General features: G+C 61.8%; 9 protein-coding genes and 1 pseudogene. All 10 read left to right on the forward strand.

Going from position 1 to position 13,162, the window contains the following annotated elements; all coding sequences use genetic code 11:
- Positions 1 to 44: 44 nt before the first annotated feature.
- The 10 genes and pseudogenes from R1A29_RS01525 to R1A29_RS01570 all read left to right on the forward strand — a co-directional run bounded on the left by R1A29_RS01525 (position 45) and on the right by R1A29_RS01570 (position 13,078).
- Entirely contained in the window at positions 45 to 1,109 is a 1,065-nt protein-coding gene (locus R1A29_RS01525) for a pilus assembly protein PilM (protein WP_085711055.1), read from the forward strand.
- The gene (locus R1A29_RS01530) at positions 1,109 to 1,675 is read left to right on the forward strand and encodes a PilN domain-containing protein (protein WP_248743154.1); all 567 of its coding nucleotides are present in this window, start codon (positions 1,109 to 1,111) and stop codon (positions 1,673 to 1,675) included. Before R1A29_RS01525 ends, R1A29_RS01530 begins: the two co-directional genes overlap by 1 nt.
- Entirely contained in the window at positions 1,672 to 2,295 is a 624-nt protein-coding gene (gene pilO / locus R1A29_RS01535; RefSeq protein WP_085711057.1) for a type 4a pilus biogenesis protein PilO, read from the forward strand. The genes R1A29_RS01530 and pilO overlap by 4 nt, the downstream gene beginning before the upstream one ends.
- A complete protein-coding gene (locus tag R1A29_RS01540) occupies positions 2,292 to 2,816 on the forward strand; it encodes a pilus assembly protein PilP (protein ID WP_114881131.1) in 525 nt (174 codons plus the stop codon). The genes pilO and R1A29_RS01540 overlap by 4 nt, the downstream gene beginning before the upstream one ends.
- Positions 2,817 to 2,829: 13 nt before the next feature.
- The gene (pilQ, locus tag R1A29_RS01545) at positions 2,830 to 4,908 is read left to right on the forward strand and encodes a type IV pilus secretin PilQ (protein ID WP_438300457.1); all 2,079 of its coding nucleotides are present in this window, start codon (positions 2,830 to 2,832) and stop codon (positions 4,906 to 4,908) included.
- A 4-nt stretch (positions 4,909 to 4,912) separates the two neighbouring features.
- The gene (gene aroK, locus R1A29_RS01550; RefSeq protein WP_011332081.1) at positions 4,913 to 5,431 is read left to right on the forward strand and encodes a shikimate kinase AroK; all 519 of its coding nucleotides are present in this window, start codon (positions 4,913 to 4,915) and stop codon (positions 5,429 to 5,431) included.
- A 142-nt stretch (positions 5,432 to 5,573) separates the two neighbouring features.
- The gene (gene aroB / locus R1A29_RS01555; protein WP_119429530.1) at positions 5,574 to 6,674 is read left to right on the forward strand and encodes a 3-dehydroquinate synthase; all 1,101 of its coding nucleotides are present in this window, start codon (positions 5,574 to 5,576) and stop codon (positions 6,672 to 6,674) included.
- A 10-nt stretch (positions 6,675 to 6,684) separates the two neighbouring features.
- On the forward strand, positions 6,685 to 8,283 hold the full coding sequence (locus R1A29_RS01560; protein ID WP_438300458.1) for an AAA family ATPase: 1,599 nt from the start codon (positions 6,685 to 6,687) through the stop codon (positions 8,281 to 8,283).
- Positions 8,284 to 8,634: 351 nt separating this feature from the next.
- A complete protein-coding gene (gltB, locus tag R1A29_RS01565; RefSeq protein WP_438300459.1) occupies positions 8,635 to 12,117 on the forward strand; it encodes a glutamate synthase large subunit in 3,483 nt (1,160 codons plus the stop codon).
- A 173-nt stretch (positions 12,118 to 12,290) separates the two neighbouring features.
- A pseudogene (locus tag R1A29_RS01570) lies at positions 12,291 to 13,078 on the forward strand (hypothetical protein).
- Positions 13,079 to 13,162: the final 84 nt, after the last annotated feature.

Here is a 13,162-nt window from a genome sequence, read left to right on the forward strand (position 1 = left end):
CATTACAGAGTCCGTAACTCACGGAAAGTCATAGGGAATTGGTAGTGCTAGGACTCTTCAATAAAAAGACCAATACGTTGCTGGGGATCGATATCAGCTCCACTTCGGTGAAGCTGCTGGAGCTCAGTCGCCAGGGGGAGCGCTACCGGGTCGAGGCGTACGCGGTGGAGCCGTTGCCGGCCAATGCCGTGGTCGAGAAGAACATCGCCGAACTTGAGGGCGTCGGGCATGCCCTGTCCCGGGTACTGGCCAAGGCGCGCACCGGTCTCAAGAGCGTGGCGGTGGCGGTGGCCGGCTCGGCGGTGATCACCAAGGTCATCGAAATGGACGCCGGGCTGTCCGACGACGAGCTGGAAAACCAGCTCAAGATCGAAGCCGACCAATACATTCCCTACCCGCTGGACGAAGTCGCCATCGACTTCGAAGTCCAGGGCGTTTCGCCGCGCAACCCCGAGCGGGTCAACGTGCTGCTGGCCGCCTGTCGCAAGGAAAACGTCGAAGTCCGTGAGGCGGCGCTGGCCCTGGCCGGCCTGACGGCCCGAGTGGTGGATGTCGAGGCCTATGCACTGGAGCGCTCGTTTGGCCTGTTGGCCACGCAACTGGCGGCCTCGCAGGAGCGCCTGACCGTTGCGGTGGTCGATATCGGCGCGACCATGACCACCCTCAGCGTCCTGCACAACGGGCGGATCATCTACACCCGCGAACAGCTCTTCGGTGGTCGCCAGCTCACCGAGGAAATCCAGCGCCGCTATGGCCTGACCCTCGAACAGGCAGGGCTGGCCAAGAAGCAGGGCGGTCTGCCGGACGATTATGTCGGCGAGGTCCTGCAGCCGTTTCGCGAGGCGCTGGTGCAACAGGTGTCACGTTCCCTGCAGTTCTTCTTTGCTTCCGGCCAGTACAACGCGGTCGATCACATTCTGCTGGCCGGTGGCACGGCGTCGGTACCGGGGCTGGACCGGCTGATCGAAGAGCGCCTCGGCACCCCGACCCAGGTCGCCAATCCGTTTTCCGACATGGCCTTGAGCAGCAAGGTCAACGCCGGGGCCCTGGCCAGTGATGCGCCGGCCCTGATGATTGCCTGCGGGCTCGCGCTCAGGAGTTTCGACTGATGGCGCGGATCAACCTTCTCCCCTGGCGCGAGGAGCGCCGCGAAGAACGGCGCAAACGCTTTCTGCTGACCCTGACCGGCGTGGTGGTCGGTTCGGTCGGCGCGGTATTCATTGCCGCGCAGGTTTTCAGCACGGCCATCGAACATCAGCAGGCGCGCAACGATTACATCGGCAAGCAGATTGCCGTGGTCGATGAGCGGATCAAGCAGATCAGCGAACTCAAGGCGCGTCGCCAGCAACTGGTGGAGCGCATGCGCATCATCCAGGACCTGCAGGGCAACCGGCAGGTCAGCGGGCGGATCTTCGATCAACTGGCGCGGACCCTGCCCGACGGCGTCTATTTCACCAGCGTGAAGATGGTCGGCAAGACGCTGTCGATCAGCGGTGCGGCGGAATCGAACAACCGGGTCTCCGACCTGATGCGCAATCTCGAGGCGTCCGACTGGTTCGATGCGCCGACGTTGAACGAGGTCAAGGCAACCACGGCGGGGCAACTGGATCAGGCCAACGTGTTCCAGTTGACTGTCCATCAGACCCGGCCGAAAAACCTGGAGGACGATCAATGAAACCGTCCGAATGGCTGGCCAGCCTGCGCAATATCGACTTCAACGACCTGGATACGAGCAACATCGGCTCCTGGCCGCCGGCCGTGAAAGGCCTGGCCGGGGCGCTGCTGATGATTCTGGTGCTGGCCCTGGGCTACAACTTTTTCGTCAGCGACATGGAAAGCGAGCTCGAAACCAAACGCACGGAAGAAGCCACGCTCAAGGAGCAGTTCTCCAGCAAGGCGCACATGGCGGCCAATCTGGAGCTGTACACCCAGCAGATGAAGGAGATGGAGAACTCGTTCGGCGTGCTGTTGCGGCAATTGCCCAGTGACACCGAAGTGCCGGGATTGCTGGAAGACATCACGCGCACCGGGCTGGGCAGTGGTCTTGAGTTCGAGGAGATCAAGCTGTTGCCGGAGGTGACGCAGCAGTTCTACATCGAATTGCCGATCCAGATCACTGTCACGGGCGCCTATCACGACCTCGCCACCTTCGTCAGCGGCGTGGCCGGGTTGCCGCGGATCGTCACGCTGCACGACTTCGAGCTGGCGCCGGCCAACCCGGAAGGCGGGACCAAGTTGCGCATGAGCATCCTCGCCAAGACGTACCGCTACAACGACAAGGGGCTGCAAAAATGAGCCCGATCCGTTTTCTTCTGTTGTCGGCATTGATGCTGGGGCTGAGCGGTTGCGGCGGCAACGACTTCGGCGATCTCGACGCCTACATGAATGAAGTGCGTCTGCGGCCGCCGGGCAAGATCGAGCCGACGCCGACCTTTCGTTCCTACCCGACGTTCACCTACAGCGCGTCCAACCTGCGCAGTCCTTTCTCGCGTCAGGTACGGGTCGATCTGGCCGGGCAGCAGCACGGCTCACGCAACGTCAAGCCGGACCCGAACCGGGTCAAGCAATACCTCGAAGGTTTCAACATCGAGCAGTTCGAGATGGTCGGCACGATTTCCAATGCCTCCGGTTCCTTTGCGCTGCTGCGCGGGGCGGGCGGGGTGCACCGGCTGAAAGTCGGCGATTACCTGGGGCGCAACGACGGACGCATCGTCGCGATCAGCGCGTCCCAGGTCGATGTGGTCGAAATCGTTCCCGATGGCGAAGGCGCCTGGCTGGAGCGGCCGCGCACCATTCCTTTGAAAGAGCACTCATAGTGGAAGTCGAACAATGAACAGGATTTTCTCCACCCTCGGTTTTTCGCTATGGATAGCGCTGCTTTCACCGATGGTTCACGCAGCCAACCTGAAGACGCTGGACGTTGCCGCGCTGCCGGGTGATCGCGTCGAGCTGAAGCTGTCGTTCGACGGCCCGCCGCCGCAGCCCAAGGGTTACACCACCGACTCGCCGGCGCGGATCGCCCTCGACCTGCCGGGGGTGGCCAGCCAGCTCGCGACCAAGACCCGCGACCTCGGTAGCGGCAATGCGCGCTCTGCCACGGTGGTCGAGGCCAATGACCGTACCCGGTTGATCATCAACCTGACGCAACTGGCGCCGTATGACGCCCGGGTTGAGGGCAACACGCTGTTCGTGGTGGTCGGGCAGGGCACCAAGGCCAGTGCACCGCGACCTGCCGCGAAGACACCGCGTGCCACGCCGGTGGCAGCGCCGGCGCGGACTTACGCGCCAGTCGCCAGGGCGATTCGTGGCGTGGACTTCCAGCGCGGCACGGCGGGAGAGGGCAATGTGGTCATCGACCTGTCCGACCCGACCATCGCGCCGGACATTCAGGAGCACGACGGCAAGATCATCCTCAATTTCGCCCGCACCCAGTTGCCCGAGCCGTTGCGGGTGCGTCTCGACGTCAAGGATTTCGCCACCCCGGTGCAGTTCGTCAACGCTGGCGTCAGCGGGGATCGGGCGACCATCACCGTCGAGCCCGGCGGTACGTTCGACTATTCCACCTACCAGACCGACAACAAGCTGACGGTGAGTATCCGTCCGCTGACCATCGACGACCTGCAAAAGCGCAACGCCGACCGCAACAGCTACAGCGGTGAAAAGCTTTCGTTGAATTTCCAGGACATCGACGTGCGTTCGGTGCTGCAACTGATCGCGGACTTCACCAATCTCAACCTGGTGGCCAGCGATACGGTGCAGGGCGGGATCACCTTGCGCCTGCAAAACGTACCGTGGGATCAGGCGCTGGATCTGGTGCTCAAGACCAAAGGCCTGGACAAACGCAAGGTCGGCAACGTGTTGCTGGTGGCGCCGGCGGATGAAATCGCCGCCCGCGAACGGCAGGAACTGGAGTCGCAGAAGCAGATCGCCGAACTGGCGCCGCTGCGCCGTGAACTGCTGCAAGTGAACTACGCCAAGGCTGCGGACATCGCCAAGCTGTTCCAGTCGGTCACCAGCGCCGAGGCGAAGGTCGATGAGCGGGGATCGATCACTGTCGACGAGCGCACCAACAACATCATCGCCTACCAGACCCAGGATCGCCTCGACGAGCTGCGGCGGATTGTGGCGCAACTGGATATCCCGGTGCGTCAGGTGATGATCGAGGCGCGGATCGTCGAGGCCAACGTCGATTACGACAAGAGCCTGGGTGTGCGCTGGGGCGGGTCGATCCAGAACAAGGGCAACTGGAACACTTCCGGGGTCAGCAATGGTTCGTCGACCACCATCGGTACGCCGGGCAGCACCAGCACCAACTCGCCGTTCGTCGATATGGGCACGGTCAACAACACCTCCGGGATCGGCATCGCGTTCATCACCGACAACGTCCTGCTGGATCTTGAACTGACGGCGATGGAAAAGACCGGCAACGGTGAAATCGTCTCGCAACCCAAGGTGGTCACCTCCGACAAGGAGACCGCGAAAATCCTCAAGGGCACCGAGATTCCGTATCAGGAAGCCAGCTCCAGCGGCGCTACGTCGGTGTCGTTCAAGGAGGCCTCGCTGTCGCTGGAGGTCACGCCGCAAATCACCCCGGACAACCGGATCATCATGGAGGTGAAGGTCACCAAGGATGAGCCGGACTACCTGAACAAGGTGCAGGATGTACCGCCGATCAAGAAAAACGAGGTCAACGCCAAGGTGCTGGTGAACGACGGCGAGACCATCGTGATTGGCGGGGTTTTCTCAAATACTCAAAGCAAGGTCGTAGATAAGGTGCCATTTCTTGGCGATGTGCCGTATCTTGGCCGCCTTTTCCGGCGTGATGTGGTTTCGGAGAAAAAATCCGAGCTGCTGGTATTCCTCACTCCGCGTATCATGAATAACCAGGCGATTGCTGTGAGTCGTTGATTCTGTGCGAAATTTGATTCTTGTAGGACCGATGGGCGCTGGAAAAAGCACCATCGGCCGATTACTGGCCAAAGAGCTGCGCCTGCCGTTCAAGGATTCCGACAAGGAAATTGAACTGCGTACGGGCGCCAATATCCCGTGGATCTTCGACAAGGAAGGCGAGCCCGGTTTTCGTGATCGTGAGCAGGCGATGATCGCCGAGCTGTGCGCGTTCGACGGCGTAGTGCTGGCGACGGGCGGCGGCGCGGTGATGCGCGATGCCAACCGCAAGGCCCTGCACGAGGGCGGGAGGGTGGTGTATCTGCACGCCTCCGTCGAACAGCAGGTCGGCCGCACCTCCCGCGACCGCAATCGCCCGCTGCTGCGCACGGCCAATCCCGAGAAAACCCTGCGCGACCTGCTGGCGATCCGCGATCCGCTTTATCGGGAAATCGCCGATCTGGTGGTGGAAACCGACGAGCGGCCGCCACGCATGGTGGTACTCGACATTCTTGACCGTCTGGCGCAACTTCCACCCCGTTAAAGCGCCGCCCGAAATGCGCTATCCTCGGCGTCCTGTCGAGGGTTGTGGCGGATCGCACGCAAGCGGCGTCACACCTCTCAAGACCGGGGACATCCGATAATTCAAGGCAGGACGCCTGCTTCCATCTTCACTGTGGGGACACATGCAGACACTCAAGGTCGATCTAGGCGAGCGCAGCTACCCGATTCATATTGGCGAAGGACTGTTGGATCAGCCTGAATTGCTGGCGCCGCACATCCATGGACGGCAAGTGGCAATCATCTCCAACGAGACCGTTGCGCCGCTCTATCTCGAGCGTCTGACCCGCAGCCTGTCGCAGTTTTCGGTGGTTTCCGTGGTGCTGCCGGACGGCGAAGCCTTCAAGAACTGGGAAACCCTGCAACTGATCTTCGACGGTCTGCTGACCGCCCGTCATGACCGTCGCACCACGGTGATTGCCCTCGGTGGCGGTGTGATCGGCGACATGGCCGGTTTTGCAGCCGCCTGCTACCAGCGCGGCGTCGATTTCATCCAGATTCCTACCACGCTGCTGTCCCAGGTCGATTCGTCGGTGGGCGGCAAGACCGGCATCAACCATCCGCTGGGCAAGAACATGGTCGGCGCCTTCTATCAGCCGAACGTGGTGCTGATCGATACGGCGTCCCTGAAAACCCTGCCAGCGCGCGAGCTGTCCGCAGGCCTGGCGGAAGTCATCAAGTACGGCCTGATCTGCGACGAGCCGTTCCTGACCTGGCTCGAAGACAACGTCGATGCCCTGCGTGCACTGGACCAGAAAGCCCTGACCTATGCCATCGAACGCTCCTGCGCGGCCAAGGCTGCAGTGGTCGGCGCCGATGAGAAGGAAACCGGTGTACGTGCCACGCTCAACCTCGGCCACACCTTCGGCCACGCCATCGAAACCCACATGGGCTATGGTGTCTGGTTGCACGGGGAAGCGGTCGCTGCTGGCACGGTAATGGCGATGGAGATGTCCGCGCGCCTCGGCTGGATCAGCGAGCAGGAGCGTGATCGCGGCATTCGTCTGTTCCAGCGTGCCGGCCTGCCGGTGGTTCCGCCGGAAGAAATGACCGAAGCCGATTTTCTCGAACACATGGCAATTGACAAAAAAGTGATCGACGGTCGTCTGCGCCTGGTGCTGCTGCGCCGGATGGGCGAAGCGGTAGTGACCGACGATTATCCGAAAGAGGTTCTACAGGCCACGCTGGGAGCGGATTACCGCGCTCTGGCTCAGCTTAAAGGTTAATAAGATTCCGATGACTAGTTTGCATGCCGACGAGGCGTTCCTCGGCCATTTCCAGTTAAGTCATGACCCTTTCGCTCCACGGGTTCCGGGCTTCAAATTCTTCCCGGCCCAGCGCAAGCCGGTGCTGGGTCAACTGCATCACCTGGCGCGTTACAGCCAGTTGCTGCTGGTGGTCACCGGCCCTCAGGGCAGCGGCAAGACGTTGCTGCGCCAGGCGCTGGTGGCGAGCACCAACAAGCAGTCGGTTCAGAGTGTTGTCGTTTCGGCCCGAGGTGCTGGCGATGCGGCCGGTGTGCTGCGTCAGGTTGCTCAGGCGCTGAATGTGGCCCAGGCCGAAGTCGGGGCGATCCTCGATCAGGTGGTGCAACTGGCGTTGACCGGCCAGGAAGTCTACCTGCTGGTGGATGACGCCGAGCAGCTTGACGAGTCCGCCCTCGAAGCCCTGATGGCTTTGGGCGCTGGCGCACCGGAAGGCCGTCCCCATGTGTTCCTGTTCGGTGAGTCGTCGCTGATCGCCCAGCTCGAGGCCCTGCACCTTGAAGAAGAGCGCTTTCACGTCATCGAATTGCAGCCGTACACCGAAGAAGAAACCCGCGAGTATCTCGACCAGCGGCTCGAAGGTGCCGGCCGTGGTGTCGAACTTTTCACCGCGGATCAGATCTCTGATATTCACGAAAGCTCCGAGGGTTGGCCCGGTAACATCAACCAGGTCGCTCGCGATGCACTGATCGAAGTCATGATTGCCAGCCGCTCTGCGGTGAAGCGTCCAAGTATGGGGTTCAACATGCCGAAGAAACACGTATTGGCGATTTCCGCCGTTGTCGTGGTGGCGGTCGCTGCCGCCTGGCTGATGCCCGGTCGCAACAAGGCGCCGACTACCGGCGCACCGGCCAATGAACAGGCTCAACTGCCATTGGGTCAGGGTGGCGCGCCGAACGTGGAGTTCGCCGGTAACACCCAGCCGATGCCGTTGCCGCTGGTCGGTAATTCGCAACCGGTCATGCGTAAGCCATTGGCCGAAGCGGCCGGCGGGATCACCGAAGGTGACGATGGCGTACCGCTGGAAGGCTCGAGCAACACGCCGCCAACCGTAACCACGTCTGCGCCACCGGTCGGTGTGCCGGCCGGTCCTGCGCCGACTCCGGTTCCGGTCCCTGCGGCCAAACCGACACCGGCACCGACCCAGGTTGCCACGGCCAAGCCAGCGCCTGCTCCGGCTGCGCCAGTCGCCAAGCCAGCTCCGGCGCCTGCCAAGCCTGTCGCTGCGGCCAAACCTGCCGAGAAAGCTGCCGAGAAGCCGGTCACCGTCGCCAAGGCCGCCGGTGGCAGCTGGTACGCCGGCCAGGCCCCGGGCAACTACGTGGTGCAGATCCTCGGCACCAGCTCCGAAGCCGCTGCGCAAAGCTTCGTCAAGGAGCAGGGCGGCGAGTACCGTTATTTCAAGAAAGTCCTCAACGGCAAGCCGCTCTACGTGATCACCTATGGCAGCTTTGCCAATCGTGATGCGGCCGTTTCTGCCATCAAGGCCTTGCCAGCGAAGGTTCAGGCTGGTAAACCTTGGCCTCGCACTGTCGCCAGCGTCCAACAGGAACTGGCAACAACTCGCTGAAGATTCGGCGGCCTTACCCAGGCCGCCTCTCCAAGCACCTCAAAATTTCTACAAGTGCGCGCCGTCTCTACAGACCGCGTGCCTTGTGGTGTCTGCGTCACAGTAGTCTTTGAGTCGTTGCGGTCAGAATTAAAAAAGTTTTGACTAGCACAGCAGATCGCTTTAAACCTTTCACAAATGCGACATAGATTTGCGACATTTCGTCGTCAAATTTGTGAGCGTCTGTGTCGCTGTGTACAATGACCACCCTTTTGCCCCCCGCAAAGCCGGCGTACGTTCGGCGCGAGATGCAAGTGGTTGAATTGAAAAGAAATTTGCCTCGAAAAGAGGCAGCCTGGTGAGAAAGTGTCTATGAAAGCAGGTCTGTACCAACCAGATGAATTCAAGGATAACTGCGGTTTCGGTCTGATAGCCCATATGCAGGGCGAACCCAGTCATACCCTATTGCAAACGGCCATCGAGGCCCTGACCTGCATGACCCACCGCGGTGGGATTAATGCCGACGGCAAGACCGGTGACGGTTGCGGTCTGCTGATTCAAAAACCCGACGCCTTCCTGCGCGCCATTGCCCAGGAAACCTTCAGCGTCGAGATGCCCAAGCAATATGCCGTGGGCATGGTCTTCTTTAACCAGGATCCGGCCAAGGCCGAAGCCGCTCGCGAGAACATGAACCGCGAGATCCTGGCCGAAGGCCTGCAACTGATCGGCTGGCGCAAAGTGCCGATCGACACCAGCGTCCTCGGCCGCCTGGCTCTTGAGCGCCTGCCGCAGATCGAGCAGGTGTACATCGGCGGCGAAGGCCTGAGCGATCAGGACATGGCGGTCAAGCTGTTCAGCGCCCGTCGTCGTTCGTCCGTGGCCAACGCCGCCGACACCGACCACTACATCTGCAGCTTTTCCCACAAGACCATCATCTATAAAGGCCTGATGATGCCGGCCGACCTGGCCGCGTTCTATCCGGACCTGGGTGACCAGCGCCTGCAAACCGCGATCTGCGTGTTCCACCAGCGCTTTTCCACCAACACCCTGCCGAAATGGCCGCTGGCTCAGCCATTCCGCTTCCTCGCCCACAACGGCGAAATCAACACCATCACCGGCAACCGCAACTGGGCCCAGGCCCGTCGCACCAAGTTCACCAACGATCTGATGGATCTGGAAGAACTCGGCCCGCTGGTGAACCGTGTCGGTTCCGACTCTTCGAGCATGGACAACATGCTCGAACTGATGGTCACCGGTGGCATCGACCTGTTCCGTGGCGTGCGGATGATCATTCCGCCAGCGTGGCAGAACGTCGAAACCATGGACCCGGATCTGCGTGCGTTCTACGAGTACAACTCGATGCACATGGAGCCGTGGGACGGCCCGGCCGGCGTGGTAATGACCGACGGCCGCTACGCGGTGTGCCTGCTCGACCGTAACGGTCTGCGTCCGGCGCGCTGGGTCACCACCACCAACGGTTTCATCACTGTCGCTTCGGAAATCGGCGTCTGGAACTACCAGCCGCAGGACGTGATCGCCAAGGGCCGTGTCGGTCCTGGCCAGATCCTCGCCGTGGACACCGAAACCGGCCAGATCCTCGACACCGATGCGATCGACAACCGTCTGAAATCCCGTCATCCGTACAAGCAATGGCTGCGCAAGAATGCCCTGCGCATCCAGGCGACCATGGAAGACAACGATCACGGTTCGGCTTTCTACGACGTCGATCAGCTCAAGCAATACATGAAGATGTATCAGGTCACGTTCGAAGAGCGCGATCAGGTACTGCGTCCGCTCGGCGAGCAAGGCTACGAAGCCGTTGGCTCGATGGGCGACGACACGCCGATGGCCGTGCTGTCCCAGCGGGTGCGCACGCCGTACGACTATTTCCGCCAGCAGTTCGCGCAGGTGACCAACCCGCCGATCGACCCGCTGCGTGAAGCGATCGTGATGTCGCTGGAAATCTGCCTCGGTGCCGAGCGCAACATCTTCCAGGAATCGCCGGAACACGCGTCGCGCGTGATCCTCAGCTCGCCGGTCATTTCCCCGGCCAAGTGGCGTTCGCTGATGAACCTCGACCGCCCGGGTTTCGAGCGGCAGATCATCGACCTCAACTACGACGAAAGCGTCGGCCTCGAAGCGGCGATCCGCAACGTCGCCGATCAGGCTGAAGAAGCCGTGCGTGCCGGTCGTACCCAGATCGTCCTGAGCGACCGCCACATCGCTCCGGGCAAACTTCCGATCCACGCCTCGATGGCCACTGGCGCGGTGCACCATCGCCTGACCGAAAAAGGCCTGCGCTGCGACTCCAACATCCTGGTGGAAACCGCAACCGCCCGCGATCCGCACCACTTCGCGGTGTTGATCGGCTTCGGTGCGTCGGCGGTCTATCCGTTCCTCGCGTACGAAGTACTGGGCGACCTGATCCGTACCGGTGAAGTGCTGGGCGACCTCTACGAGGTGTTCAAGAACTACCGCAAAGGCATCACCAAAGGTCTGTTGAAGATCCTGTCGAAGATGGGCATCTCGACCATCGCGTCGTACCGTGGTGCGCAGCTGTTCGAAGCCATCGGTCTGTCCGAAGAAGTCTGCAACCTGAGCTTCCGTGGCGTGCCGAGCCGCATCAAGGGTGCGCGTTTCGTCGACATCGAAGCCGAGCAGAAAGCACTGGCCACAGAAGCCTGGAGTCCGCGCAAGCCGATCCAGCAGGGCGGTCTGCTGAAGTTCGTCCACGGTGGCGAATACCACGCGTACAACCCGGACGTGGTCAACACTCTGCAAGCCGCCGTGCAGCAGGGCGACTACGCCAAGTTCAAGGAATACACCTCGCTGGTGGACAACCGTCCGGTGTCGATGATCCGCGACCTGTTCAAGGTCAAGACCCTCGACAAGCCGCTGGACATCAGCGAAGTCGAGCCGCTGGAATCGGTGCTCAAGCGCTTCGACTCCGCCGGTATCTCGCTGGGCGCCCTGTCGCCGGAAGCTCACGAAGCCTTGGCCGAAGCCATGAACCGCCTCGGTGCGCGTTCCAACTCCGGCGAAGGCGGCGAAGACCCGGCGCGCTACGGCACCATCAAGAGCTCGAAAATCAAGCAGGTCGCGACCGGCCGTTTCGGGGTGACCCCGGAATACCTGGTCAACGCCGAAGTGCTGCAGATCAAGGTCGCTCAAGGCGCGAAGCCGGGCGAGGGCGGGCAACTGCCGGGCGGTAAAGTGAACGGGCTGATCGCCAAGCTGCGTTACGCAGTGCCGGGCGTGACCCTGATTTCGCCACCGCCGCACCACGACATCTATTCCATCGAAGACTTGTCGCAGCTGATTTTCGACCTGAAACAGGTCAACCCGAAGGCGCTGGTTTCGGTGAAGCTCGTGGCTGAAGCGGGCGTCGGCACCATCGCCGCCGGTGTGGCCAAGGCCTATGCGGACTTGATCACCATCTCCGGCTATGACGGTGGCACTGGTGCTTCGCCGCTGACCTCGATCAAGTACGCCGGCGCACCGTGGGAGCTCGGCCTGGCCGAAACCCACCAGACCCTGCGCGGCAACGATCTGCGCGGCAAGGTCCGGGTGCAGACCGACGGCGGTCTGAAAACCGGCCTCGACGTGATCAAGGCAGCAATCCTCGGCGCCGAGAGCTTCGGCTTCGGTACTGCGCCGATGATCGCCCTGGGCTGCAAATACCTGCGCATCTGCCACTTGAACAACTGCGCCACCGGCGTTGCGACTCAGAACGAGAAGCTGCGCAAGGATCACTACATCGGCACCGTCGACATGGTGGTGAACTTCTTCACCTACGTCGCCGAAGAAACCCGTGAGTGGCTGGCCAAGCTGGGCGTGCGCTCCTCGAAGAGCTGATCGGTCGCACCGATCTGCTGGAAGTCCTCGAAGGCCAGACTGCCAAGCAACATCACCTGGATCTGACTCCGCTGCTGGGCAGCGATCACATCCCGGCGGACAAACCGCAGTTCTGCGGCGTCGAGCGCAACCCGCCGTTCGACCAGGGCCTGCTGGCCGAGAAAATGGTCGAGATGGCGACGTCGGCGATCAACGACCTCAGCGGCGCCGAGTTCGATCTGGACATCTGCAACTGCGACCGTTCGATCGGCGCGCGGATCTCCGGTGAAATCGCGCGCAGGCACGGCAACCAGGGCATGGCCAAGGCGCCGATCACCTTCCGCTTCAAGGGCACTGCGGGTCAGAGCTTCGGCGTGTGGAACGCCGGCGGTCTGAACCTGTACCTGAAGGCGATGCCAACGACTACGTCGGCAAAGGCATGACCGGCGGCAAACTGGTCATCGTGCCGCCGAAGGGCAGCGTTTATCAGACTCAGAACAGCGCCATCATCGGCAACACCTGCCTGTACGGCGCCACCGGCGGCAAGTTGTTCGCCGCCGGCACCGCGGGCGAGCGTTTCGCCGTGCGCAACTCCGGTGCCCACACGGTCGTGGAAGGCACCGGCGATCACTGCTGCGAGTACATGACCGGTGGTTTTGTCTGCGTCCTGGGCAAGACCGGTTACAACTTCGGCTCTGGCATGACCGGCGGCTTCGCCTACGTGCTTGACCAGGACAACACCTTCGTTGACCGGGTCAACCACGAACTGGTGGAAATCCAGCGGATCAGCGGCGAGGCGATGGAAGCCTATCGCAGCCACCTGCAGAACGTGCTGAACGAGTACGTCGCGGAAACCGACAGCGAGTGGGGTCGTGAACTCGCCGAGAACCTCGATGACTACCTGCGTCGTTTCTGGCTAGTCAAACCGAAGGCGGCGAGTCTGAAATCTCTGCTCTCCAGTACTCGTGCAAGTCCGCAATAACGGCGCAGCTGCAAGCCACGAGCTTCAAGCGGCAAGCTGAAGCTCGTGCGCGCTCTACCGGACTAATGTGATTTTCTTGCAGCT

The sequence above is a fragment of the Pseudomonas sp. NMS19W genome, assembly GCF_051554255.1.
GTDB lineage: Bacteria > Pseudomonadota > Gammaproteobacteria > Pseudomonadales > Pseudomonadaceae > Aquipseudomonas > Aquipseudomonas kribbensis.